The sequence below is a fragment of the Mycobacterium senriense genome, from assembly GCF_019668465.1.
Lineage (GTDB): Bacteria > Actinomycetota > Actinomycetes > Mycobacteriales > Mycobacteriaceae > Mycobacterium > Mycobacterium senriense.
In genome coordinates this window covers 39,675-64,831 of the sequence record NZ_AP024828.1, presented here as the reverse complement: position 1 = coordinate 64,831, position 25,157 = coordinate 39,675, and the positions used below count along the sequence as shown (strand labels likewise).

Annotated in this window: 25 protein-coding genes; 15 read left to right on the top strand and 10 right to left on the bottom strand. The window is 67.9% G+C overall.

Features of this window, described 5'->3' with window-relative positions; all coding sequences use genetic code 11:
- Positions 1 to 29 precede the first annotated feature (29 nt).
- Both MTY59_RS00330 and MTY59_RS00325 read left to right on the top strand, forming a co-directional pair.
- Positions 30 to 758, top strand: a complete 729-nt coding sequence (locus tag MTY59_RS00330; protein ID WP_221043924.1) for a TetR/AcrR family transcriptional regulator — start codon at positions 30 to 32, stop codon at positions 756 to 758.
- Positions 759 to 911: 153 nt separating this feature from the next.
- Positions 912 to 2,450, top strand: a complete 1,539-nt coding sequence (locus MTY59_RS00325; RefSeq protein ID WP_221043923.1) for a flavin-containing monooxygenase — start codon at positions 912 to 914, stop codon at positions 2,448 to 2,450.
- On the opposite strand, the gene MTY59_RS00320 is transcribed toward MTY59_RS00325, so the two are convergent.
- Complete coding sequence (locus tag MTY59_RS00320; protein ID WP_250160679.1) at positions 2,447 to 3,364, bottom strand: SDR family NAD(P)-dependent oxidoreductase; 918 nt, start codon at positions 3,362 to 3,364, stop codon at positions 2,447 to 2,449. The two genes, MTY59_RS00325 and MTY59_RS00320, sit on opposite strands and share 4 nt — an antisense overlap.
- A 102-nt stretch (positions 3,365 to 3,466) precedes the next feature.
- On the opposite strand from MTY59_RS00320, the gene MTY59_RS00315 reads away from it, so the two are divergent.
- On the top strand, positions 3,467 to 4,039 hold the full coding sequence (locus tag MTY59_RS00315) for a TetR/AcrR family transcriptional regulator (protein WP_221043922.1): 573 nt from the start codon (positions 3,467 to 3,469) through the stop codon (positions 4,037 to 4,039).
- Here MTY59_RS00315 and MTY59_RS00310 read toward each other — a convergent pair.
- Both MTY59_RS00310 and MTY59_RS00305 read right to left on the bottom strand, forming a co-directional pair.
- On the bottom strand, positions 4,011 to 4,556 hold the full coding sequence (locus MTY59_RS00310) for a TetR/AcrR family transcriptional regulator (protein ID WP_221043921.1): 546 nt from the start codon (positions 4,554 to 4,556) through the stop codon (positions 4,011 to 4,013). The two genes, MTY59_RS00315 and MTY59_RS00310, sit on opposite strands and share 29 nt — an antisense overlap.
- Positions 4,540 to 4,986 carry an SRPBCC family protein gene (locus MTY59_RS00305; RefSeq protein ID WP_221043920.1) on the bottom strand — a complete coding sequence of 149 codons (447 nt, stop codon included), beginning with the start codon at positions 4,984 to 4,986 and terminating at the stop codon, positions 4,540 to 4,542. The genes MTY59_RS00310 and MTY59_RS00305 overlap by 17 nt, the downstream gene beginning before the upstream one ends.
- A gap of 179 nt (positions 4,987 to 5,165) precedes the next feature.
- Between MTY59_RS00305 and nrdF the strand changes: the two genes are divergently transcribed.
- From nrdF to MTY59_RS00290, 3 genes are all read left to right on the top strand, one after another.
- A complete protein-coding gene (gene nrdF / locus MTY59_RS00300; RefSeq protein WP_221043919.1) occupies positions 5,166 to 6,140 on the top strand; it encodes a class 1b ribonucleoside-diphosphate reductase subunit beta in 975 nt (324 codons plus the stop codon).
- A 254-nt stretch (positions 6,141 to 6,394) separates the two neighbouring features.
- Positions 6,395 to 6,553 (top strand): hypothetical protein, encoded by a 159-nt coding sequence (locus tag MTY59_RS00295; protein WP_221043918.1) that lies wholly within the window; start codon positions 6,395 to 6,397, stop codon positions 6,551 to 6,553.
- Positions 6,554 to 6,876: 323 nt separating this feature from the next.
- On the top strand, positions 6,877 to 7,314 hold the full coding sequence (locus MTY59_RS00290; protein ID WP_221043917.1) for a DUF3349 domain-containing protein: 438 nt from the start codon (positions 6,877 to 6,879) through the stop codon (positions 7,312 to 7,314).
- On the opposite strand, the gene MTY59_RS00285 is transcribed toward MTY59_RS00290, so the two are convergent.
- The gene (locus tag MTY59_RS00285; protein WP_221043916.1) at positions 7,309 to 8,349 is read right to left on the bottom strand and encodes an NAD(P)-dependent alcohol dehydrogenase; all 1,041 of its coding nucleotides are present in this window, start codon (positions 8,347 to 8,349) and stop codon (positions 7,309 to 7,311) included. The genes MTY59_RS00290 and MTY59_RS00285 overlap by 6 nt on opposite strands.
- Positions 8,350 to 8,468: 119 nt before the next feature.
- Positions 8,469 to 9,545, bottom strand: coding sequence for an iron-siderophore ABC transporter substrate-binding protein (locus MTY59_RS00280; RefSeq protein WP_221046171.1), 1,077 nt, complete (start codon positions 9,543 to 9,545; stop codon positions 8,469 to 8,471).
- 207 nt (positions 9,546 to 9,752) lie between these two features.
- On the opposite strand from MTY59_RS00280, the gene ctaD reads away from it, so the two are divergent.
- The 8 genes from ctaD to MTY59_RS00240 all read left to right on the top strand — a co-directional run bounded on the left by ctaD (position 9,753) and on the right by MTY59_RS00240 (position 18,172).
- Positions 9,753 to 11,513: an aa3-type cytochrome oxidase subunit I gene (gene ctaD / locus MTY59_RS00275; protein WP_250160678.1), complete on the top strand. Its 1,761-nt coding sequence runs from the start codon at positions 9,753 to 9,755 to the stop codon at positions 11,511 to 11,513.
- A gap of 15 nt (positions 11,514 to 11,528) precedes the next feature.
- The gene (serB, locus tag MTY59_RS00270; protein WP_221043915.1) at positions 11,529 to 12,767 is read left to right on the top strand and encodes a phosphoserine phosphatase SerB; all 1,239 of its coding nucleotides are present in this window, start codon (positions 11,529 to 11,531) and stop codon (positions 12,765 to 12,767) included.
- Between the two features lie 60 nt (positions 12,768 to 12,827).
- On the top strand, positions 12,828 to 13,670 hold the full coding sequence (locus tag MTY59_RS00265; RefSeq protein WP_221043914.1) for an ABC transporter ATP-binding protein: 843 nt from the start codon (positions 12,828 to 12,830) through the stop codon (positions 13,668 to 13,670).
- Positions 13,667 to 14,485, top strand: coding sequence for an NUDIX hydrolase (locus MTY59_RS00260; RefSeq protein ID WP_221043913.1), 819 nt, complete (start codon positions 13,667 to 13,669; stop codon positions 14,483 to 14,485). Before MTY59_RS00265 ends, MTY59_RS00260 begins: the two co-directional genes overlap by 4 nt.
- Positions 14,482 to 15,246, top strand: a complete 765-nt coding sequence (locus MTY59_RS00255; protein WP_221043912.1) for an enoyl-CoA hydratase — start codon at positions 14,482 to 14,484, stop codon at positions 15,244 to 15,246. The genes MTY59_RS00260 and MTY59_RS00255 overlap by 4 nt, the downstream gene beginning before the upstream one ends.
- 10 nt (positions 15,247 to 15,256) lie before the next feature.
- On the top strand, positions 15,257 to 16,228 hold the full coding sequence (locus tag MTY59_RS00250) for a class I SAM-dependent methyltransferase (protein WP_221043911.1): 972 nt from the start codon (positions 15,257 to 15,259) through the stop codon (positions 16,226 to 16,228).
- Positions 16,186 to 17,418 carry a THUMP-like domain-containing protein gene (locus MTY59_RS00245; protein WP_415823125.1) on the top strand — a complete coding sequence of 411 codons (1,233 nt, stop codon included), beginning with the start codon at positions 16,186 to 16,188 and terminating at the stop codon, positions 17,416 to 17,418. The genes MTY59_RS00250 and MTY59_RS00245 overlap by 43 nt, the downstream gene beginning before the upstream one ends.
- A 70-nt stretch (positions 17,419 to 17,488) precedes the next feature.
- A complete protein-coding gene (locus tag MTY59_RS00240) occupies positions 17,489 to 18,172 on the top strand; it encodes an esterase (RefSeq protein ID WP_221043910.1) in 684 nt (227 codons plus the stop codon).
- A gap of 171 nt (positions 18,173 to 18,343) precedes the next feature.
- Here MTY59_RS00240 and MTY59_RS00230 read toward each other — a convergent pair whose 3' ends face one another.
- Positions 18,344 to 18,733 carry a DUF6264 family protein gene (locus tag MTY59_RS00230; RefSeq protein WP_221043909.1) on the bottom strand — a complete coding sequence of 130 codons (390 nt, stop codon included), beginning with the start codon at positions 18,731 to 18,733 and terminating at the stop codon, positions 18,344 to 18,346.
- Between the two features lie 18 nt (positions 18,734 to 18,751).
- Positions 18,752 to 20,074: an outer membrane protein assembly factor BamB family protein gene (locus MTY59_RS00225; protein ID WP_221043908.1), complete on the bottom strand. Its 1,323-nt coding sequence runs from the start codon at positions 20,072 to 20,074 to the stop codon at positions 18,752 to 18,754.
- 136 nt (positions 20,075 to 20,210) lie between these two features.
- Here MTY59_RS00225 and MTY59_RS00220 point away from each other — a divergent pair, with 136 nt between their 5' ends.
- Positions 20,211 to 20,948: an acetyltransferase gene (locus tag MTY59_RS00220; protein WP_221043907.1), complete on the top strand. Its 738-nt coding sequence runs from the start codon at positions 20,211 to 20,213 to the stop codon at positions 20,946 to 20,948.
- 172 nt (positions 20,949 to 21,120) lie between these two features.
- On the opposite strand, the gene MTY59_RS00215 is transcribed toward MTY59_RS00220, so the two are convergent.
- Genes MTY59_RS00215 through MTY59_RS00205 form a run of 3 tightly spaced genes read right to left on the bottom strand, consistent with a single transcriptional unit; the run spans position 21,121 to position 25,028 of the window.
- The gene (locus MTY59_RS00215; protein ID WP_221043906.1) at positions 21,121 to 22,449 is read right to left on the bottom strand and encodes a cryptochrome/photolyase family protein; all 1,329 of its coding nucleotides are present in this window, start codon (positions 22,447 to 22,449) and stop codon (positions 21,121 to 21,123) included.
- Positions 22,450 to 22,452: 3 nt separating this feature from the next.
- Positions 22,453 to 22,932 (bottom strand): TspO/MBR family protein, encoded by a 480-nt coding sequence (locus MTY59_RS00210; RefSeq protein ID WP_221043905.1) that lies wholly within the window; start codon positions 22,930 to 22,932, stop codon positions 22,453 to 22,455.
- Positions 22,929 to 25,028: an MMPL family transporter gene (locus tag MTY59_RS00205; protein WP_221043904.1), complete on the bottom strand. Its 2,100-nt coding sequence runs from the start codon at positions 25,026 to 25,028 to the stop codon at positions 22,929 to 22,931. Before MTY59_RS00205 ends, MTY59_RS00210 begins: the two co-directional genes overlap by 4 nt.
- Positions 25,029 to 25,157: the final 129 nt, after the last annotated feature.

The window sequence follows — 25,157 nt, the reverse complement described above, 5'->3', positions numbered from 1 at the left end:
AGAAGCCGCGAGGAGGTAAAGTGCTTGACGTGGTGAGAATTCCCCGGCCCCACCCCAGCGTCAAGCCTGGGGCCAAGGTCGACGCGCGCAGCGAACGATGGCGCGAGCACCGCAAGAAAGTGCGTAGCGAAATCGTCGACGCGGCCTTCCGCGCCATCGACCGCCTCGGCCCCGAGCTGTCCGTGCGGGAGATCGCCGAGGAGGCCGGTACCGCCAAACCGAAGATCTACCGGCATTTTCACGACAAGTCCGACCTGTTCCAGGCGATCGGGGAGCGGCTGCGCGACATGCTGTGGGCGGCGATCTTCGCGTCCATCGACCTGAAAACCGACTCGGCCCGCGAGGTGATCCGGCGCAGCGTCGAGGAGTACGTGGTCCTGGTCGACAAGCACCCCAACGTGCTGCGCGTGTTCATCCAGGGCCGCTCGGCCGCCAGCCCCCAGATCCTGGACGAGGGACGTGGCATCACGCTGGCCGTGGCCGACATGTTCGACAACGAGCTGCGCGAGATGGAGCTCGACCATGCGGCGGTCGAGCTGGCCGGGCACGCGGCGTTCGGCTGTGCCGCATCGGCCACCGAGTGGTGGCTGGGTCCCGAGCCGGAAAGCCCGCGCCTGATGTCGCGCGAGCAGTTCGTCGCGCACCTGACGACAATCATGATGGGGGTAATCGTCGGCACCGCCGAGGCGCTGGGCATCACAATGGATCCTGACCTGCCGGTTCACGACATGGTGACCGTTAAGCCGGCCGCGGGCTGAGCGGGCCGCGGCGTTGACAATCGCCGCGGGCATCGATAACACTCGTCCAAACCGATACCCTGGGTACTGGGTATCTTCGTCAGCCGGGGCCGCAGCCGAACACGCCGGCTAACGCCGACCCGAGACAGACCTGGATAGAAGGACCGATCGACCGTGACCGACGTCGTGACACAAACCGAGACACTGCCGGGGGCCGGCGCCCACAAGCCGGTGCACACGCGCGCCGTCATCATCGGGACCGGGTTCTCCGGCCTGGGGATGGCGATCGCGCTGCAGAAGCAGGGCGTCGGCTTCGTCATCCTGGAAAAGGCCGGCGACATCGGCGGCACCTGGCGAGACAACAGTTACCCCGGCTGCGCCTGCGACATCCCGTCGCACCTGTACTCGTTCTCATTCGAGCCGAAGCCCGACTGGAAGAACCCATTCTCCTATCAGCCCGAAATCTGGGACTACCTCAAAGGGGTCACCGAGAAGTACGGCCTGCGCCGCTACATCGAGTTCGACTCGCTGGTGGACCGTGCGCACTGGGACGACGACGAGAACCGCTGGCACGTGTTCACCGCCGACGGGCGCGAGTACGTCGCGCAGTTCCTGATCTCGGGTGCGGGCGCGCTGCACATCCCGTCCATGCCCGAGATCGAGGGCCGCGACGAATTCGGTGGCGCCGCTTTCCATTCCGCGGAGTGGGACCACAGCGTCGACCTGACCGGCAAGCGGGTGGCGGTGATCGGGACCGGCGCGAGCGCGATCCAGATCGTCCCGGAGATCGTCGGACAGGTCGCCGACCTTCAGCTCTACCAACGCACTCCGCCGTGGGTGGTGCCGCGCTCCAACCCCGAGATCCCGCCGGCGGTGCGCCGCGCGATGGAGAACGTGCCCGGCCTGCGCGCGCTGGTGCGCCTGGTCATCTATTGGGGGCAGGAGGCGCTGGCCATCGGCATGACGAAGCGGCCGAACCTGCTCAAGTTCATCGAGGCCTACTGCAAGTACAACATTCGCCGATCGGTCAAAGATCGCGAGCTGCGGCGCAAGCTGACGCCGAACTACCGCATCGGGTGCAAGCGAATCCTGAACTCCACCACCTATTATCCAGCGGTCGCCGACCCGAAGACCGAACTGGTCACCGACCACATCGCGCGGATCACCGCCGACGGCATCGTCACCGCCGACGGAACGCACCGGCAGGCCGACGTCATCGTGTATGCCACCGGCTTCCACGTCACCGACTCCTACACCTACGTCCAGATCAAGGGGCTGCACGGCGAGGACCTGGTGGACCGGTGGAACCGCGAGGGCATCGGCGCGCACCGCGGGATCACCATCGCCGACGTGCCGAACCTGTTCTTCCTGCTGGGTCCCAACACCGGGCTGGGGCACAACTCCGTGGTGTTCATGATCGAATCCCAGATCCGTTACGTCGCAGACGCGATCGCGACCTGTGACAAGCTCGGCGCGCAGGCGCTGGCGCCGACCCGCGCCGCCCAGGACAAGTTCAACGACGAACTGCAGCGAAGGCTGGGCCCGTCGGTGTGGAACAGCGGCGGCTGCAGCAGCTGGTATCTGGACGAGCACGGGAAGAACACCGTGCTCTGGGGCGGCTACACATGGGAGTACTGGCGAGCGACCCGCTCGGTCAAGCCGGACGAATACCAGTTCTATGGCGTGAGCATGGGCCAACGCGCGACGGCCTAGCTGCCGAGCAAAGTTGTTGCGGCGCTGCGATTTTCGATCGACTGCGGCTTTTTGGCGAAAGATCGCAGGTTCTGCCGGATGATGCGGTCCAGGACCCGGTCGGACACCAAGCGGCTTATCCGCACCAGGATCGCGGCGTCGCGCCCGATGGTGTAGCGAGTGCGGGGACGCGATGCGGTCGCGGCCCTGGCGATCACTTTCGCGGCGTGTTCGGGCGAAACGCCATCCTGGCCGAACGACCGGGCTTGTGCCGTGACGGCCGCGATGAGATCGCTGTAGCGGGCGAGTTGAGCATCGGTCAGGTTCGCCATCAGTTCCTCCGCCGTGCTGATTCCGCGCTCGGCCATTTCGGTTTTGACCGCGCCGGGCTCGACGACGACCACCTTGATGCCGAGCCCGGTCACCTCCCGCCGCAACGCATCGCTGGCGGCCTCCAAGGCGAACTTCGAACCGGCATATGCGCCATACGTCGGCAACACCACCTTGCCGCCCACGGAGCTGATATTGACGACGGTGCCCGAGCTGAGCAGCAGGGCCGGCAAAAGCGCCTGGGTCATCGCGATGTGGCCGAACAGATTTACCTCGAACTGCCGGCGCCACTGGGCTATCGGCAGCGTTTCGATCGGAGAATTGACCGCGATCCCGGCGTTGTTGACCAGGGCGCGCAGGGGGCGCCGCTGCGGGTCGCGCGCGACACGGTCGGCGATCGCGGCCACGTCCGATTGCATCGTGATGTCCAAAATCTGCGGCTCGATGCCATCCGCGCGCAGCGCCTCGGCGTCCACCTCGCGACGCACACCGGCCAGCACGTGAAAACCCTTGCGGGCCAGTTCCCGTGCGCCGGCTGCGCCAATGCCTGTGGAGGCACCGGTTACGACGATCAGTTCATTACGGGTGGCGCGATTCGACGACATGATGGTCTCCAATCGAGGGGATCCAGCTTCAGTTGACGCTGTCATCTCAAACTAACAGTTGAGTTGACATTGTCAACCCAAGGACCGGCTTATGCTCTGCGGGTGACGACACGATCCGAGAGTGCGGCGGCCACCCGCCGTTCGTTGGTCGAGGCGGCCGGGGTGTTGCTCGACCTCGGAGGAGTCGAGGCGGTGACCCTGCGCGAGGTGGGTGCCCGCAGCGGCGTGTCGCGCTCGGCGGCGTATCGCCACTTCGCCGACAAAGAGTCTCTGATCGCCGAGCTGGCCACCAACGCGCTGCGCGAATTAGGTGATGCACTCGAAGCGTTGGCCGATGCCGAAGACTCACCCGAGGAATGTCTGCGATCGGCCCTGCTGTCGCTGATCGCCATCGGCCGCACCCGCCCGCATCTCTATCGCCTGATGTTCACTCCGCCGGCGGGCGACCCGACCGCAGCGATGCAGGTGGCCGAACGCACGCAGGGACTATTTCTGCAGATGGTGGGCCGCATCACCGGTCCGCAGCAGGCGCCACGCTATGGGGCGCTCATTTTGACGAGCGCACACGGCATCACGGGCCTGGATTTGAGTGGCCACATGGACTTGGACAAGTGGCACACCAGCGCCGAGGAACTCGTTGACACGCTCATCTCGGTGCTGCCAAGAGCTGAATAAAAGCCTGCGCGGCCGCGTCTACGCCGGCCTCGTCATCGGTCGCAACGAGATCCAGCAGCAGTCCGCGCGCGACGGCGAGGCCCAGCCGCGCCAAGGCGGGGTCGACCGGACCCTCGGCGACCGCCTCAACCTCGGCCAGCCAGCCGTCGACCGCACCGGGAATCATTCGGGCAAAAGGCTTTTCGCCCTGGGCGGCGCGGGCGTAGCACTCGAAGAACAGGCGCTCGGATTCGCGTAGCTCGGGTCGGCGGAGGTCGGCCCACATGGCCGCGAAGCTCTCGGCCGGGTCGGGCGGCAATTCGGGCAGCCGCCGCATCTGGCGGCGTTCGACCTCCTCGACGATGGCCACAAGCAGGTCTTCTCGAGAACCGAAGTGGTGCAACAGCATCCGGTGGCTGGTGCCGACGGCGGCGGCCACCTCGCGCAGCGACCGGTCGCCGATGCCGCCGGTAGCGAACTCGGCTAGCAGCGCATCGAGGAGCTGCCGGCGCCGCTCGGTGTCAGGAGTGCGCGCCATCGGCGCGGGTGAGCTGCTCTGATCGAGCCTTGAGGCCCTGGGCCTCGAGTTGCAGGAAGCGTTTGGTCTTCTTGGCCATCAGCCGCCCGACCAGTGCGCCCAGTGCGCCGCGCTGGTCGAGTTGCTGGCGCACCAGGGTGCGGCCGCCGGGCTGGGGGATGACGTCGTGCCGGGCGGTCACCCGCACCCCTGGAGAGCGCTGCATCCAGGTCCATGACCTACCGGGGTCGAGCTCGGTGACCGTCCAGACCAGCTTTGACATGCCGGGCTGCTTGATCGCGAACCGCCTGCCGACGGCAAGGCTCGAACCATCAAGGCCGACAAGGGAAGTCACCGATGTGGTCCATTCGGGCCAGTGCTCGACGTCGGTGAAGACCTCCCAGACGAGTTGGGGTGGCGCGTCGATCTCGACGCCGTCTTCGGTAATCATGTACCAAATGGTACATGATTACCGCGCAATACTGGAGGTTGGATTGGATCCGGTGGTGGCCGGATACGTCGGCGACACGTAAACACAACTTGTTGTGTTGCCGTTGCTTGTCGCACCCCAGGGGTAGTGTCTGGAGCCTGGGATTCGTCCAGCAAAACGGTGTGTGAAGTGGGGTTCTGGTGAGCGAAAACATGAAGCTGATCGACCGCGTTTCGGCGATCAACTGGAACCGGCTGCAAGACGAAAAGGACGCCGAGGTCTGGGACCGCCTGACCGGCAACTTCTGGCTGCCCGAGAAGGTGCCGGTATCGAACGACCTGCCGTCGTGGGGAACCCTGACCGCCCACGAGAAGCAGATGACCATGCGGGTCTTCACCGGCCTGACGCTGCTGGACACCATCCAGGGCACCGTCGGGGCGGTCAGCCTGATTCCCGACGCCCTGACGCCACACGAAGAGGCCGTCTACACCAACATCGCGTTCATGGAGTCGGTGCACGCGCGCAGCTACAGCAACATCTTCTCCACGCTGTGCTCGACCGCCGAGATCGACGACGCCTTCCGCTGGTCGGAAGAGAACCCCAACCTGCAGCGCAAGGCCGAGATCGTCATGCAGTACTACAAGGGCGACGAGCCGCTGAAGCGCAAGGTCGCCTCCACGCTGCTGGAGAGCTTCCTGTTCTACTCGGGCTTCTACCTGCCGATGTACTGGTCAAGCCGGGCGAAGCTGACCAACACCGCCGACATGATTCGGCTCATCATCCGCGACGAGGCCGTGCACGGCTACTACATCGGCTACAAATACCAGCGCGGACTGGCGCTGGTCGACGACGCGCGCAGGCAGGAGCTCAAGGACTACACCTACGAGCTGCTCTTCGAGCTCTACGACAACGAGGTGGAGTACACCCAGGACCTCTACGACGAGGTCGGGCTGACCGAGGACGTCAAGAAGTTCTTGCGCTACAACGCCAACAAGGCGCTGATGAACCTCGGCTACGAGGCGCTGTTCCCCCGCGACGAGACCGACGTGAACCCGGCCATCCTGTCCGCGCTGTCACCGAACGCCGACGAGAACCACGACTTCTTCTCCGGTTCGGGGTCGTCGTACGTGATCGGCAAGGCCGTCAACACCGTAGACGAGGACTGGGACTTCTGAGCGCGCATCACGGCGCTCACAGATAGTCCGACTTATCGGACGGGGCTCGTGCCTGTCGGCCGGCCGGCACTGAGCTGCTCTATAACCCGCGCCGGAGTTTTTACAAATTCCGATGTAACTAGATGTGGGAGCGATTACGCTGCCATCGACGAATCGGGACACGTCGCAAATATCAGGGTCGCCATACGGGGAGGTTTTGGAAGTATGTTGTTCCGTGCGGCTCGCGTCACCGCAAACGTGGTCATCACCGTCTTATGACCGTCGCGTTGCTGACCCAGCATCTGTACGAGTTTGCCGTCGAATTGCGTCGGTTGGCCTACACCATGCCTGGCGGGTATGAGGACCGACTCATCCACCTCAGCGAGCGGATGGTCCACTGCGCCAAGGAACAAAGCTCGGAAGGTGTTAGCTAGCTCAGCCGATCAATGTCGCCGATGTAGAGCATGTGCGAGCGACCGGCAAACGCGCAATGTGTTTCCCCGGGCCGCTTTCTGAAGGTTGTGGACGCCGTCCAATTATTGACTTGACCGCCAATAAATCCCGGGCGGACGATTCCCGGATGCGCGGACAAATAGTTGATTATCGCCGCACTCGTCCCGGGCAGCGGCCCGGCGCGTGCGGGCAGACCGAGGCCAGGACTGGGACCTTCTGAGCTGTTCGTGAACGGCGCATGAATTGTCGGCATGGCGTGACGTCCCGGTGGCGCTGCTGATACCGCTGCCCTGACACTGTTGAGGTGACGAAAACCGCGTCCTCTGAAAAGGATCACCGCCACCATTTCTGCCGTTCCGTGATTCGATGGCTGCAGGTCGGCTACCCGGACGGCGTTCCCGGCCCGGACCGAGTGCCGTTGCTGGCCCTGCTGCGCAGCACACCGCTCACCGAAGACCAGATCCGGGACGTGGTGCGCAACATCACCGAGAAGGAAGGGTCCCCGGAGACAATCGATCGCCCGATCGATCGCGACGCGATCGCCGAATTCATCTCCGACATGACCCAATTCGACGCCGGGCCGGAAAACGTCATCCGGGTGGCCGCCACGTTGGCCGCCGCCGGATGGCCCCTCGCCGGCATCGACGTCAGCGAGGTTGTTCCCGACGACGAGTTCGCGGAAGCAGCCGAAATCGCGGCACGAGGCTCCGAGGCCGAAGAGGCTTCGGAGGTCGCCTCATAGCTTCGAGATGTCGATGACGAAGCGGTAGCGCACGTCGCTGGCCAGGACGCGCTCGTAGGCTTCGTTGATGTAGTCGGGCTCGATGAGCTCGATTTCCGGCGTCACGTTGTGCTCGGCGCAGAAGTCCAGCATCTCCTGGGTCTCGGCGATGCCGCCGATGTTCGACCCGGACAGGCTGCGGCGCGCCAGCGCAAGCGAGAACGCGCCCACCTCCATCGGGTGCTCGGGAATGCCCAACTCGACGAGCGTGCCGTCGACGTCGAGCAGGCTCAGATAGTCGTCGAGGTTCAGGTTGGCCGAGACGGTGTTGAGGATCAGGTCGAAGCTGTTGCGCAGCGTCTTGAAGGTCTCGCGCTCGGCGGTGGCGTAGTAGTGCTTGGCGCCCAGCCGCAGCCCGTCTTCCATTTTCTTCAGTGACTGCGACAGCACCGTCACGTCGGCGCCCATCGCCGCGCCGAGCTTGACGCCCATGTGGCCCAGCCCGCCCAGGCCGATGATCGCCAGGCGGGTGTCCTTGCCGGCCTTCCAGTGCCGCAACGGCGAGAACAGCGTGATGCCCGCGCACAGCAGTGGCGCCGCCTGGTCCAGCGGCAGCGAGTCGGGGATGCGCAGGACGAAGTTCTCGTCGACGACGATCGCCTGGCTGTAGCCGCCCTGCGTCGTCGTGCCGTCGCGGTCGGTGGCGTTGTAGGTGAAGGTGGCGCCCTTTTTGCAGTAGTTCTCGAGCCCGGCTTTACAGCTGCTGCACTGGCCGCAGGAGTTCACCATGCAGCCGACGCCGACGTGGTCGCCCACCTTGTGCTTGGTGACCTCGGAGCCGACGGCGGTCACGACGCCGGCGATCTCGTGGCCCACGACCAGCGGGTAATCCGGTGTGCCCCATTCGCCCTTGGCGGTGTGGATGTCGGAATGGCAGATGCCGGCGAACTTGATGTCGATCGCCACGTCGTGCGGACCCGGGTCGCGCCGCTCGATGGTGGTCTTGGTCAGCGGTGCCGTCGGCGAGGTGGCCGCGTACGCCGAAACTGTGCTCATGAAAATCCCTCTTCGATTCGATGCGTCGTCAAGAAGTTTAGCTAGGGTAAAAGTTCTTTCGCCATTGGACGGGGTGAACATCACGTTATGACGATGGACGCGTTTTTGCCGGACCGCCGTCAGTTGATCGGGGCGTTCACCAGCCGCAGGTCGTCGACGATGCCGCGGGCCGCGATCAGGCCCTCGCCGGTTTGCCAGATCTCGTCGTTGACGATGTAGACCCGGTTGTCCCGGTTGGCGGACAGCTTGCGCCACGGGTTGCTGTCCAGGATCGTGGCGGCCCGGTCGGCGGCGTCCGGGGTGGCGCAGGACACGTACACCACGTCGGCGTCGGCGATCGACAGGTCCGGATTCTTGGCCAGGTCCGCGTCGCTGCTGCCGATCTCGATGTAGGGCTTGTCGGTGAATCGCTGGGACGCCGGCCGGTCCACGCCGACCGCGCCCAGCACGCTGGCCGGGAAGTTGTTGGCGCCGAACACCCGGATGGTGGCGGTCGTCAGCTGCACGATCGACGCCTGGTAGTGGGAGGCGTCATGCCGCGCGCCGATGTCGGTCGTTCGCTGGGTAAAGCCGCTGATCAACCCGTCCACCGCGGCAGTGCGGCCGGTGGCGGCGCCGACGGCGCGCAGGTTGTCCCGCCACGCCGCACCCGGTGCGGCCGTGAACACCGTCGTGGCGATCGCGGTCAGCTGCGGATACAGCGTCGGCGTCAACCCCTGCGACCCCAGGATCAGGTCGGGGTGTGCGCTCGCGATCGCCTTCAGGTCGGGGTGCGAGCGGGTGCCGACCCCGGGCAGGCCGTGCACCGCGCCGCCCAGGTAGGCGGGCTGACTCGAGGACCCGTCCGGCAACGCCGCGCCGACCACTCGCGACTGCAAGCCCAGGGCGCACAGCGTGTCTAGCTGGTCGCCGGAGAGCACCACGATGCGCTGCGGGTCGGCGGGCACCTGCACGACGTCCGGGCTGACGCCCGCGGCGTTGTGGACTTGCCGTTTCGCCGAACCCGCATCGGCCTCGGCGGCATCGCGCGCGCACGACTCGTCGGGCCGGCGGTCGTTTCCGAGCACGCCCGCCCCCGCGATCTGGGTGGTCGGGGTGACCAGGGAACGGGCCGGCGTCTGACCGGCGGGCTTGTCGGATCCGCAGCCGCTGGATGCCAGGACGAGAGTCGCCGTCGCCGCGGTCGCCGCGGCCAGCCGGGCGGGTCTGATCACGCCGAACAACACGCGTCAGACGCTAACATCCGGCCAGTTCGGCGCCGCCGCGCCGACGGACACGCCGCACCGGTGAGTCATTTACGACAGTTTGTAGGACCAGCCCTGACGTCGCCATGATCGACGGCTAAGATTCGTCTCAATACCGATTTTTGGGCCAGTGTCCGATCTGGATGTTTGGAGAAGCTGTTGACAGCCGAAGCGCCCCCGTTGGGAGAACTCGAGGCCGTTCGTCCGTACCCGGACCGCATGGGCCCCAAAGGGAACCTCGTCTACAAACTGATCACCACGACCGATCACAAGATGATCGGCATCATGTACACGGTCACCTGCTTCGCCTTCTTCTTCATGGGCGGGCTGATGGCGTTGCTGATGCGCACCGAGCTGGCCGCCCCGGGGTTGCAGTTCCTGTCGAACGAGCAGTTCAACCAGCTGTTCACCATGCACGGCACGATCATGTTGCTGCTGTACGCGACCCCGGTGGTGTTCGGCTTCGCCAACCTGGTGCTGCCGCTGCAGATCGGCGCCCCCGACGTGGCCTTTCCCCGGCTGAACGCCTTCTCGTTCTGGCTGTTCCTGTTCGGCGGGCTGATCGCGGCGTCCGGCTTCATCGTCCCGGGCGGGGCCGCCGACTTCGGCTGGACCGCCTACACGCCGCTGTCTGACGCCGTTCACTCACCCGGCGTAGGGGGAGACCTGTGGATCACCGGCCTGATCGTCGCCGGTCTGGGCACCATCCTGGGTGCGGTCAACATGATCACCACCGTGGTGTGCATGCGCGCGCCCGGCATGACGATGTTCCGGATGCCGATCTTCACCTGGAACATCCTGGTGACCTCGATCCTGATCCTGATCGCGTTCCCGATCCTGACCGCGGCGCTGTTCGGGCTGGCCGCCGACCGACATCTGGGCGCCCATGTCTACGACGCCGCCAACGGCGGCGTTCTGTTGTGGCAACACCTGTTCTGGTTCTTCGGCCATCCCGAGGTGTACATCATCGCGTTGCCGTTCTTCGGCATCATCACCGAGATCATCCCGGTGTTCTCGCGCAAGCCGGTCTTCGGTTACACCACGCTGGTGTACGCCACTCTGTCGATCGCCGCTTTGTCGGTCGCGGTGTGGGCGCACCACATGTTCGCCACCGGAGCCGTTCTGCTGCCGTTCTTTTCGTTCATGACCTATCTGATCGCGGTGCCGACCGGAATCAAGTTCTTCAACTGGATCGGCACGATGTGGAAGGGGCAGATCACTTTTGAGACGCCCATGCTGTTCTGCGTGGGCTTCCTGATCACCTTCCTGCTGGGTGGTCTGACCGGCGTGATGCTGGCCAGCCCGCCGCTGGACTTCCACGTCACCGACAGCTATTTCGTGGTCGCGCACTTCCATTACGTGCTGTTCGGCACCATCGTGTTCGCCACCTTCGGCGGGGTGTACTTCTGGTTCCCGAAGATGACCGGCCGGCTGCTCGACGAGCGGCTGGGCAAGCTGCACTTCTGGCTGACGTTCATCGGGTTCCACACCACCTTCCTGGTGCAGCACTGGCTGGGCGACCTGGGCATGCCGCGCCGCTATGCGGACTACCTGCCCAGCGACGGCTTCCAGCCCTACAACGTCGCCTCGACGGTGGGCGCCTTCATCCTGGGTGCGTCGATGTTCCCGTTCGTCTGGAACGTCTTCAAGAGCTGGCGGTACGGCGAGGTCGTCACGGTCGACGATCCCTGGGGTTACGGCAACTCCCTGGAGTGGGCGACCAGCTGCCCGCCGCCGCGGCACAACTTCACCGAGCTGCCCCGAATCCGTTCGGAGCGCCCGGCATTCGAGCTGCACTACCCGCACATGGTGGAGCGGCTCCGCGCCGAGGCGCATGTAGGCCGCCATGCGACGGCTTTCGAATCACCGAAGGGATTCGGCCCGCGGACGGAACCCGATCGCTCGACTGCTAACCAGTAACGGCGGCTGTCGGGAGTGAACCCACCACCCAAGGTGTCGGTGCTGATCACCGTCACCGGCGTGGATCAACCGGGCGTGACGGCGACCCTGTTCGAGGCGCTGTCACGGCACGGGGTCGAGCTGCTCAACGTCGAACAGGTGGTGATCAGGCACCGCCTGACGCTGGGCGTGCTGGTGTGCTGCCCGGCCGAGGTCGCGGACAGCGCGCAGTTGCGCGACGACGTCGAATCGGCGATCCACACGGTCGGTCTCGATGTCACCATCGAGCGCAGCGACGACGTGCCGATCATGCGGGAGCCCTCGAGCCACACCATTTTCGTGCTGGGCCGGCCCATCACCGCCGGCGCGTTCGGCGCGGTGGCCCGCGAGGTGGCGGGCCTGGGCGTCAACATCGACCTGATCCGCGGCGTCTCCGACTATCCGGTGATCGGCCTTGAGCTGCGTGTGTCGGTGCCGCCGGGCGCGGACGGCGCGTTGCGGACCGCCCTGAACCGGGTGTCCAGCGAGGAACAGGTCGACATTGCGGTCGAGGACTACAGCCTGGAACGACGCGCCAAACGGCTCATCGTGTTCGACGTCGATTCGACCCTGGTGCAGGGCGAAGTCATCGAGATGCTGGCGGCCCGGGCCGGCGCCGAGGGCAAGGTCGCCGCGATCACCGACGCCGCGATGCGCGGCGAGCTGGACTTCGCGCAGTCGCTCGAGCAGCGGGTGGCGACGCTGGCCGGCCTGCCCGCCAGCGTGATCGACGAGGTCGCCGAGCAGCTCGAACTGATGCCCGGCGCCCGCACCACGCTGCGGACCCTGCGGCGCCTGGGTTACGCCTGCGGCGTGGTGTCCGGGGGCTTCCGCCGGATCATCGAGCCGTTGGCCGAGGAGCTGATGCTGGACTACGTCGCGGCCAACGAGCTGGAGATCGTCGACGGCACGCTCACCGGACGGGTCATCGGCCCCATCGTCGACCGGGCCGGAAAGGCTACGGCGCTAAGGGAATTCGCGAACCAGGTCGGGGTGCCGATGGCGCAGACCGTCGCCGTGGGCGACGGCGCCAACGACATCGACATGCTGGCCGCGGCCGGACTGGGGATCGCGTTCAACGCCAAGCCGGCGCTGCGCGAGGTCGCCGACGCGTCGCTGAGCCACCCCTACCTGGACACGGTGCTGTTTCTGCTGGGCGTGACCCGCGGCGAAATCGAGGCCGCCGACGCGGTCGACGGCGAGGTCCGCCGGGTCGAGATCCCGCCCAACCCGTAGCACCGCCGGGCGCGGCGACCCGGCAGGTATTCGAGCGCTGCGGTACGGCACGATGGTCGGGTGCCCGAAAACGGAAGCGAGTCAGCCGACCCCGATCTGCTGCTCGACTTCAGGCAGGTGTCGCTGCGGCGCGGCGGCAACGTCTTGGTCGGGCCAGTGGATTGGGCGGTCGAACTCGACGAACGCTGGGTGATCGTCGGGCCCAACGGCGCCGGCAAGACCTCACTGCTGCGGATCGCCGCGGCGGCCGAACATCCTTCGTCCGGCGTGGCTTTCGTGCTCGGCGAGCGGCTCGGCCGCGTCGACGTGACCGAGCTGCGGTCCCGGATCGGGCTCAGCTCCTCGGCTTTGGCGCAGCGGATTCCGACCGACGAGGTGGTGCGCGACCTCGTCGTCTCGGCCGGCTACGCCGTGCTCGGCCGGTGGCGGGAACGCTACGAGGACGTCGACTACCAACGGGCCATCGACATGCTGGAAAGCCTGGGCGCCGAGCACCTCGCGGAGCGCACCTACGGCACGCTGTCCGAGGGCGAGCGCAAGCGGGTGCTGATCGCCCGCGCGCTGATGACCGATCCGGAGCTGCTGCTGCTCGACGAGCCCGCCGCCGGCCTGGATCTGGGCGGCCGAGAGGAATTGGTCGCCCGGCTGGCCGACCTGGCCGCCGACCCCGACGCGCCGGCCCTGGTGTTGGTCACCCACCACGTCGAGGAGATTCCGCCCGGGTTCAGCCACTGCATGCTGCTCTCGGAGGCCGAGGTGGTCGCCGCGGGATTGCTGACCGACGTGCTGACCGCCGAGAACCTGTCCACCGCGTTCGGCCAAGCGATCGCCCTCGACGTCGTCGACGGGCGCTATTTCGCGCGGCGAGTCCGCACCCGCGCAGCCCACCGGAGGCCGTTATGACGTCACCCGACGAACCCCCGCTGGTCGCACGGCCGGCCGCCACCGTGATGCTGGTCCGCGACGACCCGGGCGGCATCGCGGTCTTCCTGATGCGCAGGCACGCCCGAATGGAGTTCGCCGCGGGCACTGTGGTGTTCCCCGGCGGCGGTGTCGACGACCGCGACCGCAACGCCGACATCGCGTGGGCCGGTCCGCCGCCGCAGTGGTGGGCGCAGCGGTTCGGGATCGAACCCGACCTGGCCGAGGCACTTGTGTGCGCCGCTGCCCGCGAGACGTTCGAGGAGTCCGGGGTGCTGTTCGCCGGGCCGGCCGGTGACCCGGACGGCATCATCGGCGACGCCTCGGTGTACGGCGATGCCCGCCGGTCGCTGGCCGAACGGTCGCTGTCCTTCGCCGACTTCCTGCGCCAGGAAAACCTGGTGCTGCGGTCCGACCTGCTGCGGCCGTGGGCCAATTGGGTCACCCCGGAGGCCGAGCGCACCCGCCGCTACGACACCTATTTCTTCGTGGCAGCGCTGCCGCAGGGGCAGCGCGCCGACGGCGAGAACACCGAGTCCGACCTCGCCGGATGGATGGCGCCCCGGGCCGCCATCGACGAGTTCGAGGCCGGCCGCTGCTTCCTGTTGCCGCCGACGTGGACGCAGCTGGACTCGTTGGCCGGGCGGACCGTGGCCGAGGTGCTGGCCGTCGAACGCCAGATCGTGCCGGTGCAGCCGCGCCTGGAGATCCAGGGCGACAACTGGGTGTTCGAGTTCTTCGATTCCGACCGCTACCACCAGGCGCGGGAAGCGGGCGGCCTGGGATGGCGGCATTGAGCGAGTTCGTAAGCGTCGTGGTCAGCGACGGCACGCAGGACGCCGGGCTGGCCCTGTTGCTGCTGTCGCGGCCGCCGACCAACGCGATGACCCGCCAGGTCTACCGGGAGGTCATCGCGGCGGCCGAGGAATTGGGCCGGCGCGACGACGTCGCCGTGGTGATCCTGTTCGGCGGCCACGAGATCTTCTCCGCGGGCGACGACATGCCCGAGCTGCGGACGCTGCGCGGCCCCGAGGCCGAGAGCGTGGCGCGGGTGCGGCAGGAGGCCGTCGACGCCGTGGCCGCGATTCCCAAGCCGACCGTCGCCGCGATCACCGGCTACGCGCTGGGCGCCGGGCTCACCCTGGCCCTGGCCGCCGACTGGCGGATCAGCGGCGACAACGTGAAGTTCGGCGCGACCGAGATCCTGGCCGGCTTGGTGCCCGGCGGCGACGCGATGGCCCGCCTGACCCGGGTGGCCGGCGCGAGCAAGGCGAAAGAGCTGGTGTTCAGCGGACGCTTCTTCGACGCCGAAGAGGCCCTGGCGCTGGGCCTCATCGACGACATGGTGGCCCCCGACGACGTGTACGACGCCGCCGCCGGGTGGGCGCGCCGATTCCTCGACGGGCCGCGGCACGCGCTGGCCGCCGCCAAGGCCGGGATCAACGACGTGTTCGATCTGGAACTGCCCGAGCAGCGCGCCGCCGAACGCCGCCGCTACGTCGAGGTATTCACCGCTGCTCAGGGCGGTGGCGATCGGGCGGATCCCGGCGGCCGTTAGGCTGCCCTGCATGACCAGTTCGACCGACGCCCTTCCGACGCCCCACGCCACCGCCGAGCAGGTGGAAGCCGCCCGGCACGACAGCAAGCTGGCGCAGGTGCTCTACCACGACTGGGAAGCCGAGACTTACGACGACAAGTGGTCGATCTCCTATGACCAGCGCTGCATCGACTACGCCCGCGGCCGCTTCGACGCCATCGTGCCCGACGAGGTGCTGCGCGAGCTGCCCTACGACCGGGCCCTCGAATTGGGCTGCGGCACAGGGTTTTTCCTGCTCAACCTGATCCAGTCCGGGGTCGCCCGGCGGGGATCGGTGACCGACCTGTCGCCGGGCATGGTCAAGGTCGCGACCCGCAACGGCCAGTCGCTGGGCCTCGACATCGACGGCCGCGTCGCCGACGCCGAGGGCATCCCGTACGAGGACAACACCTTCGACCTGGTCGTCGGGCACGCGGTGCTGCACCACATCCCCGACGTGGAGCTGTCGCTGCGCGAGGTGATCCGGGTGCTGCGCCCCGGTGGCCGGTTCGTCTTCGCCGGCGAGCCGACCAGCGCCGGCGACGTCTACGCCCGCGAGCTGTCCACCCTGACCTGGCGGATCGCCACCAACGTCACCAAGCTGCCCGGCCTGGGGAGCTGGCGGCGCACGCAGGCCGAGTTGGACGAATCCTCCCGGGCCGCTGCGCTGGAGGCCATCGTCGACCTGCACACCTTCACCCCGGGTGATCTGGAGCGGATGGCCGCCAGCGCCGGCGCCACCGAGGTGCGGACCGTCAGCGAAGAGTTCACCGCCGCGATGTTCGGCTGGCCGGTGCGCACCTTCGAGGCGTCGGTGCCGCCCGGGCGTTTGGGTTGGGGCTGGGCGAAATTCGCCTTCACCGGCTGGAAGACGCTGAGCTGGGTGGACGCCAATGTGTGGCGCCGCGTGGTCCCGAAGGGCTGGTTCTACAACGTGATGGTGACCGGGGTCAAACCCTCCTGAGTGTCGGGCTGCGCTTCGGCACCGACGACGTCGGCTATCTGCGGTCGCACACCGGTGCCGCGGCGCTGGAGGCGGTCGCCGAACTGGAACTGACCGACGCCACCCTGGTCACCGATGTCGCCGCGGCGCGCGCCCGATTCGGCGACCGGGCCGCGGTGCTGGTGGAGACGGTGCTGTTGCGCCGCCGCGCGGTGGAAAAACTAGGCGAGCTGGCAGTGTCGGATTGGCTCTTCACCGAGGAGGCGCTGCAGCAGGCCACCGCGGCGCCGGTGGCGTTGCACCGGGCCAGGCGGCTGGCCGGCGACGGCGGCGTCGTCGTGCACGACGCGACCTGTTCGATCGGCACCGAGCTCGCGGCGCTGAGCGCCTGCGGGATCACCGCGCTGGGCAGCGATATCGATCCCGTACGGCTGGCGATGGCGCGCCACAACGTGGGGGAGTCGGCCTGGATATGCCGCGCCGACGCACTGCGCCCGGTCACCCGCGACGCCGTGCTCGTCGCCGACCCGGCCCGGCGGGTGGAGGGCCGGCGGCGATTTCGCATCGACGATTACCGGCCCGGCCTCGGCTCGCTGCTTGACGCCTACCGCAACCGGGACTTCGTCGTAAAGTGCGCTCCCGGAATCGATTTCGATGAGGTGCGACGCCTGGGCTTCGACGGGGAGATCGAGGTGACGTCGTATCGCGGCTCGGTCCGGGAAGCCTGCCTGTGGTCGGCCGGACTGGCCCGGCCCGGCGTGCGGCGGCGGGCGACCCTCCTGGATCGCGGCGAGCAGCTCAGCGACGACGACCCTGACGACTGCCCGGTGCGGCCGGTCGGGCGCTGGATCGTCGACCCGGACGGTGCGGTGGTCCGGGCAGGGCTGGTGCGCCACTACGGCGCGCGGCACGGGCTGTGGCAGCTCGATCCCGACATCGCCTACCTCTCCGGCGATCGGCTGCCCGCGGCGGACCGCGGGTTCGAGGTGCTCGAGCAGCTGGCCTTCGACGAACGCCGGCTTCGCCAGGCCCTGTCGGAGCTGGACTGCGGTTCGCTGGAGATCCTGGTCCGCGGGGCGCGGGTGGACCCGGACGCGCTGCGCAAGCGGATGCGACTGCGCGGGAGCCGATCGCTGTCGGTGGTCATCGCCCGCATCGGTGCGCGCAGCGCCGGCCGGGCGGTGGCGTTCGTTTGCCGCCCCTCCCGATAGCGCCGGGTACGCTGGCGGCGTCACTTCTCCGGGTCACCGGCCCTGGCCAATTTGCGAGGACAATTCCACGATGCGTTACCTGATAGCCGCTGCGCTGTTCGCGGCGGCGGTCTTGGTGGGCTGGCCGGCCGCGGCCGACCCACCGTCGTGCGCCGGCCTGGGCGGCAGCGTCGAGGACGGCCAGATGTGCCGGCTGCGCGCCACCGGCCCCAACTACACGTTCAACCTGGCCTTCCCCGCCGACTATCCGGACGAGCAGGCGCTGACCGACTATGTCACCCAGAACCGGGACGGCTTCGTCGCCGTCGCGCAGAGTTCCGGGGGGCGCGACCAGCCCTACCAGCTCGAGGCCACCACCGAGCAGCGCTTCGCCGGGCAGCCACCCCACAACACCCGCAGCGTCGTGCTCAAGTTCTTCCAGGATGTCGGGGGAGCGCACTCGTCGATCTGGTACAAGGCGTTCAACTACAACCTGGGCACCAAGCAGCCCATCACCTTCGACAACCTGTTCCCTCCGGGCGCCACGCCGCTGGACGCCATCTTCCCGATCGTGCAGCGCGACCTGGAACGCCAAACCCCTTTGGGCGCCGCGGTTCTGCCGTCGACGGGACATGACCCGACGCATTATCAGAACTTCGCCATCACCGACGACCAGCTGATCTTCTACTTCGCCCCGGGCGAGATGCTGCCGGCGTTCGGCGGGCCGTTGCAGACCCAGGTGCCGCGCAACGCGATCCCGCCGCTGGCGATCTAGTGGCGATCGCAAGCGCGGCGTAGCCAGGCGCAGCGGGTCGCCACCATCGGACTGAGTGGCGATCGCAAGCGCGGCGTAGCCGGGCGCAGCGGGTCGCCACCATCGGACTGAGTGGCGATCGCAAGCGGCGTAGCCGGGCGCAGCGGGTCGCCACCATCGGACTAGAGACTCTCAGACCGGGCCGGCCTGCAACTCCATGGCCACGGCGCCCAGCACCAGGGCCACCTGCGCGATGCAGCCGATGAGCGGGACGAAGAACGCCCGCCGCCGCCGCACCAGTAAATACACGGCGACGACGATGTCGACGACCAGAAGGGCGGCGCCGCCCCAGGTGCCCAGGTTCATCGCCCGATCGATCCAGGCGGGATCGCCGCATTTTCGGGACCCGCAGGGATCGGTGCTCATCACCAGCAGGCCCAGCACCACAAAGCTCGCCGCGTAGAGGCCGCCGTGGATGACCAGCAGGACGGACGTCGCCACGATGTCGGCGGTGCCGCCGCGCGGGCTTGCGGTGGTCTTGGCGGTCGCGGCGCCTGGCGCCGCGGGTTCATCGATCGGCACTACACGAGTATGTCCCGGTCAGTCCGGCGCAAAACCGTAAACCTGGCCATCGCTGGTGGCGGCCACCACCCGGCGATCGGTGCCGACCGACACCCCGACCGGATACCCGGTCGCCGCCGGCATCGGGTAGCTGCCCAGCGTTCGGCCGCTGCCCGGATCGAAGATCAGGAGCGACATGCCGGGGGCGCCGTTCGCCGGGGGCCCGCTGGCCACGGTGTAGCCGACGCCGGTGCCGGCCAGGCTCGAGGTCGATAGGGGCAAAACGTCGTCGCGGCGCCACACCTGATCGGCGTGATCGCCGGCGTCCTTGAACGCCGCCAGCTTCGTGTCGGGCCCGCCTCCGGTGACGATCAGCCCCTGCGGGGTGACCGCGGGCGGCGTCTGCGCCAGGAAGCCCAGCGGCACCGACCATTTCACCTTCGCGTCGCCGGCGCGCAGCGCCCACAGTCGTTGGTCGCGGCCGTTGACGTAGATGGTCGACCCGTCGGCCGACAGCACGGGGCTGGCGATGACACCGGCGCTCACGGCGTCGCTGGTCCACTCGCGGGTCAGCAGCGGCGTCTGCCCCGGGTGGTACTTGAGCCCCACCAGACCCGCGGCGGGAGCGCCGGGCTGCCAGACACCCAGCACCACCATCCCGTTGGCCGCCGAGAAGGCGGGCGCGGCGGCGACGGGGCAGCCCTGCCGCGCCGGCGCGCAGTCGCCCAGCCCGCGCGCGGCGTCGGTGGGGTCGACGCCGTCGACCAGGTCGAGCGGGCTGCCCGATACCTGGCCGCGATGGGAGTCGAAGACCAGCACCTGTCCCAGGTGCGTGGCCACCAGCAGCGCGCCTTGCCCGACGAATCGCGGCGTGGTGGGCATGCCGATCACCGGTTGGCGCCACCGCGTCCACTGGGTCACCGGGAAAGACAGGATCGCTCCGGGCTGGCCGACGTAGACGTTGTCGAATCCGTCGAGCAGCGGGCCGCCGAAGCCGCCGCCCTGGGCCAGACGCACGCACCAACGCTGCCGCCCGTTGTTGTTGTTCTCCCATTCCATCAGCGAGCATCCCGCCGAGGTTTGGGCGTTGAGGACCAGATAACCCCGCGCACTCAGCGCCGGTCCGGCGGCCAGGCTTCCCTTGACCGACCGGGTCCACTGCATGGAGAGCTTGGCGGCCCCGTCGGTGGCGGTGTAGCTGCTGTTGGCGGCGTCGGCGTACTGCGCCGGCCAGCCCTGCGCGGCCGAGGCGTCGACCCAGGAGTCGGTGTTGCCGCAGGCGCCCGCCCCGATGGTGATCACTGCCGCCAACGCGACGGATGACGAACGCCGGAGCCCACTGACGAGTTGTCGGGCAAGCACCTTCGGTTTTCCCAATCCTTCTCGCGTGGCGGGCCGCGCGCGGGCGGACCCGGCCGTTGGGCGGCAATCGAGTACAGGTGAGGGTAACCCGTGGCGGTTCGCGGGCTTACGATTGACCGAGTTAGGCTTTCCGGCCATGACATCCATGTGGGGTGCCCCGGTCCATCGTCGTTGGCGTGGATCGAATCTGCGCGACCCGCGCCAGGCCAAGTTCCTCACGCTGGCCTCGCTGAAATGGGTGCTGCGTAACCGCGCTTACACCCCGTGGTACCTGGTGCGCTATTGGCGGCTGCTGAAGTTCAAGCTGGCCAACCCGCACATCATCACCCGCGGCATGGTGTTCCTCGGCAAGGACGTGGAGATCCACGCGACGCCCGAACTTTCTCAGCTCGAGATCGGCCGGTGGGTGCACATCGGCGACAAGAACACCATCCGCGCGCATGAAGGCTCGCTGCGGTTCGGCGACAAGGTGGTGCTGGGCCGCGACAACGTCATCAACGCCTACCTCGACATCGAGCTCGGCGATTCGGTGTTGATGGCCGACTGGTGCTACGTCTGCGATTTCGACCACCGCATGGACAACATCGACATGCCGATCAAGGACCAGGGCATCGTCAAGTCCCCGGTGCGGATCGGGCCGGACACCTGGGTGGGGGTGAAGGTGTCGGTGCTGCGTGGCACGTCCGTCGGGCGCGGTTGCGTGCTGGGGTCTCACGCGGTGGTCCGCGGGGTGATCCCGGACTACTCGATCGCGGTCGGCGCACCGGCCAAGGTGGTCAAGAACCGCCAGCTCGCCTGGGAGAGCTCGGCCGCGCAGCGCGCCGAACTGGCGGCCGCGCTGGCCGACATCGAACGCAAGAAGGCCGCGCGCTAGCCGTTTGCGCCGGGTTGTCCACCAGGGCCCACCAAGGGCCACCCGTGCCACAGCATTAACGGCTACGCACCAGGAACCCCTTTTCGAATCCGCTAGCGCGGGCGCCAGCGGATTGCCAAGGGCGGACATCGGTTCGCGGTGCCGGCGGCCTTGCGGGCATGACGAATCGCGATCAAATGCTCTGATAGCGCCGCAGCGCCTCGGTGCGCTCGGCGGCGTGGTCGACGATGGGCGCCGGGTAGCCGTCCGGCCGCTCACCCTTGCGCAGGTGTACGTCGTCGGCCGAGCGCAGTTCGGGTACCCAGCGCCGGACGTAATCGCCCGACGGGTCGAACTTCTCGCCCTGGGTATTCGGGTTGAACACCCGGAAGTAGGGCGCGGCATCGGTACCGCAGCCCGCGCACCACTGCCAACCGTGCTGGTTGTTCGCCATGTCGCCGTCCACCAGCTGGTCCAGGAACCATTCGGCACCCCATTGCCACGGCAGGTGCAGGTCCTTGACCAGGAACGACGCCACGATCATCCGCACCCGGTTGTGCATGAAGCCGGTGTCGCGCAGCTGACGCATGCCGGCGTCGACGAAGGGAAACCCGGTCTCGCCGGCTTTCCACGCCTCGAAGCGGCGTTTGGCCTCGGCGCCGGTGTCGGTCTGGATGCCGTCGAACGCGCTGTTCCAGTTGCGCCAGACACTGGCCGGCCAGTGGTGCAGCACGTCGGCGTAGAAGTCACGAAAAGCCAACTCCCGCAGGAAGGCTTGCGCACCGGCGTTGCGCAAGTCCAGGTCGGCGACCAGAGTGCGGGGATGAATGGCGCCGAACTTCAGGTGCGCCGACATGCGGCTGGTCCCGGTCAGGTCTGGTCTGTTGCGGTCCTCGGCATAGCTCTGTAATCCGTTGTCGACGAATGACTTCCACTGCTTACGTGCCGCCGCCTCGCCGGCTGCCACCTCGAGAGCCGCCCCGGGATCGGGGATCTCGCATTGCTCGATCCGCAGCTGCGCCGGATCCAGCCAGCGTGCGGACTTTGCGCCCGATTTCGCCGGTTCGCGCCAGCCGGTCTTCTGCCACTGACTCAGGAACGGGGTGAACACCTTGTAGGGCGACCCGTCCGGCTTGGTGACGCGGCCGGGTGAGACCAGATACGGCGATCCGGTTGCCATCAGCGGCACCGAACCCAGTGCCGCGCTGACCTTCTCGTCGCGGCGCTTACCGAACGGTGCGAAGTCCTCGGAGATGTGCACCGACGACGCATCGATTTCCTTGGCGATGCGCGGAATCTGCGTGTGGGGCTGCCCGCGGGTGACCAGCAGCCTCCCGTCGAGGTCGTCGCGCAACCGCCGCAGCGAATCACCCAGGTACTGCAACCGGCGTTGTCCCGACGACTTTTCCAGGCGCGGATCGAGCACGAAGCAGGCGAGCACCTCGTCGTGCTCGGCCGCGGCGACCAGCGCCGGATGGTCATGTAACCGCAGATCGCGGCGAAACCACAACAGTGTCGGCATGATCTAGTGGTTGAGTCGCCAGATGTGGGTGGACAGGATGGTCGCGAAGCCACACCACAGCGGGTAGGGCAGCAACGCCAGCCCGCCGCGTGGCGTGGCTTGGGCCGTGCGCCTGACCAGATCGGCGCTGCTGGCCGTCAGCGCGGCGGCGCCGACCGCGCTCGCGCCGAGTTTGTGGTACCCGAAGAACAGCCAACTCCATCCGGCATTCAGGAGCAGGTTCGCCGCCAGCGCCACGGCGTAGTTGCGTGCCTTATCGTGCTGCCCGGCCGCGCGAAACCGGTCGATGGCCACCGCCGACGTGCCGGCGATGTCAGCGTAGAGCGTGGTCCACACGGTGGGGAAGGCGGCGCGGGGCGGCTGGTAGGAGGGCTTGCGAAGCCGCGAGTACCACCGGGGAATGGCGTTGCTGCTGGCGATGCTTCCGGTGCCTGCGGCCGCGGCGACGGCCAGGCCGGTCGCGGCCAGTGTTGACCTGTTCACGGTGTGCTCCGTTCTGGTTGTTTCCGGTCCGCTTGTTGCTCAACGGCTTTGGTGTGGGCAGGGTTGGTGGGCCACCAGATCCGGTCGCCGATGAGGGCGAACAGGGCGGGGATGACCAGCGTGCGCACCACGAAGGTGTCGAGCAGGATGCCCAGGCCGACGATGATGCCCAACTGGGTCAGGACGATCAGCGGCAACACCGCGAGCACGCAGAACACGGCGGCCAAAACGATTCCCGCGCTGGTGATCACGCCCCCGGTGGCCGACACCGCCCGCACCATCCCGTCGCGGGCACCGTGCTGCGCGGCTTCCTCGCGGGCCCGGGTGACCAAGAAGATCGTGTAGTCCACGCCGAGCGCCGCCAGGAACAGAAACGCGAACAGCGGGGTGGTGTTGTCCAGAGCCGGGAAGCCGAAGACGTGCATGCTCGCCCAGCCACCCATGCCCAGCGCGGCCAGCGCACCCAGAATCGTCGCGGCCAGCAGCGTCGGTGGCGCAAGGGCCGACCGCAGCAGCACGTAGAGCACGATCAGGATGACGGCCAGGATCGCCGGGATCAGCAGCACCCGGTCATGCGTGGCCGCGTCGCGAATGTCCAGGGCCTGTGCGTCGGCGCCACCCACCAGCGCGTGCGGGTCGGCGGCTCGCGTCGAATCCCGCAGCGCGGCAACGATGCCGAACGCCCGCGCTGACGACGGCGGTGCGTCGATCACCACGGACCACTTCGTCAGCCCCGACCGGCCGGACTCGGTCGCCGAGACCACGCCGGCGGTGGACGTGATCGCCCGCTGCACGGCTGCGGCGTGGTCGCCTGCGCTGACGATCAGCGTCGGATTGACCAGGCCGGCCGGAAAGTGTTCGGCCACAACGTTGTAACCGATGACCGAGTCCGCGCGGACGCGGAATTGCTCGGTCTGTGACAAACCGATCCGGGTTCCGAAAAGGCCGGCGCCAAGGGCTGCCAGCACGGCGATGGCGACCGCGGCGACCAGTGCGGGGCGCCCGCCCACCCATTCGGCGACGCGATGCCAGCCGCCGGAATCCAGCGTTTCGTCGTCTCCGGCGTGCGGGACGAACGGCCAGAACAATCTCCGGCCGCACACGGCCAGCAGCGGGGGCAGGATCACCAGCACCGACATCGCGGCAACCACAAGGCCGCAGGCCGCCAGGGCGCCCAGGCTGCGGGTGCTCGGGGTGGACGCGAAGAGCAGGGTGAGCAGCGCCAGCACCACGGTGGCGTTGCTGGCGACGATGGCCGGCCCCGCCCTGCGCACGGCATGACGCAGCGCGACGCGGTGCGCGGACCGGCGCCGGAGCTCCTGGCGATACCGGGAGATCAGCAACAGCGCGTAGTTGGTGCCGGCGCCGAAGACCAGCACGCTGGTGATCCCGGAGGTGGCACCGTCGAAGCTCAGCCCGGTCAGCGATGCCACCGAAGTGCCGGCCGCGGCGGCCACCCGATCGGCGAACCCGACCACGAGCAGCGGGACCAGCCACAGCACCGGGGAGCGGTAGGTGGCGATCAGCAGCAGCGCCACCACCGCCGTCGTCACCGCGAGCAAAGTGATATTCGCGCCGGTGAAGGCGCTGGCGATGTCGGCGCCGAATGCCGGGCCGCCCGTCACGTGCACCTGCAGCTGCGAGGGCAGACCGCTGGCAGCGGCCGTGCGCAGCGTGGCGACGGCGTCGCCCAGGGCGAGCCCGGACAGGCTGGAGCTGATCGGCACGACGCCGAGGACGGCTTTGGAATCCTGCGAGGGCATCACCGGAGCCCCCGCGATGGCCCCGGACTGCGCTGCCGCCTGCACCCGATCGCGGGCGGATTGGGCCGCGGCGATATCCGACGTGCTCAGGACCCGGCCGTCGCTGCGGCTGACCACCACGATCAGCGGGGCTTTGTCACCCCCGGAAAATTGCTTTGCCAGCGCGTCGAGCTGGGCGGATTGGGCCGCTACCGGAACCGACTGCGGGGACTGGCCCGCGGCCGCGTTGCCGCCTACGAGAACCATGAATGCGACACCCAGCAGGGCCGTGACCAGCGCGAGCAGCCATGAACGCCGGCCCGTCACAGCGGCGGCCAGGGAATCCCACACCACGGATACAAGCCTTTCAGTTTGTTAAACATTAATCAACTGAAATGACGCATCGCCACGCGGCAACGCCGGCGCTACGCAAGAGGGGGCACTATGGACATTATGAACGCGGGGCGGGGTGCAGTGTCGGAC

What these genes read in the sequence shown, in the direction of transcription:
- MTY59_RS00320 (WP_250160679.1), bottom strand. Translation starts at nt 3,364, where the DNA reads ATGTCGTCGAATCGCGCCACCCGTAATGAACTGATCGTCGTAACCGGT.
- MTY59_RS00310 (WP_221043921.1), bottom strand. Translation starts at nt 4,556, where the DNA reads ATGGCGCGCACTCCTGACACCGAGCGGCGCCGGCAGCTCCTCGATGCG.
- MTY59_RS00305 (WP_221043920.1), bottom strand. Translation starts at nt 4,986, where the DNA reads ATGATTACCGAAGACGGCGTCGAGATCGACGCGCCACCCCAACTCGTC.
- MTY59_RS00295 (WP_221043918.1), top strand. Translation starts at nt 6,395, where the DNA reads ATGACCGTCGCGTTGCTGACCCAGCATCTGTACGAGTTTGCCGTCGAA.
- MTY59_RS00285 (WP_221043916.1), bottom strand. Translation starts at nt 8,349, where the DNA reads ATGAGCACAGTTTCGGCGTACGCGGCCACCTCGCCGACGGCACCGCTG.
- MTY59_RS00260 (WP_221043913.1), top strand. Translation starts at nt 13,667, where the DNA reads ATGACGTCACCCGACGAACCCCCGCTGGTCGCACGGCCGGCCGCCACC.
- MTY59_RS00250 (WP_221043911.1), top strand. Translation starts at nt 15,257, where the DNA reads ATGACCAGTTCGACCGACGCCCTTCCGACGCCCCACGCCACCGCCGAG.
- MTY59_RS00240 (WP_221043910.1), top strand. Translation starts at nt 17,489, where the DNA reads ATGCGTTACCTGATAGCCGCTGCGCTGTTCGCGGCGGCGGTCTTGGTG.
- MTY59_RS00220 (WP_221043907.1), top strand. Translation starts at nt 20,211, where the DNA reads ATGACATCCATGTGGGGTGCCCCGGTCCATCGTCGTTGGCGTGGATCG.
- MTY59_RS00215 (WP_221043906.1), bottom strand. Translation starts at nt 22,449, where the DNA reads ATGCCGACACTGTTGTGGTTTCGCCGCGATCTGCGGTTACATGACCAT.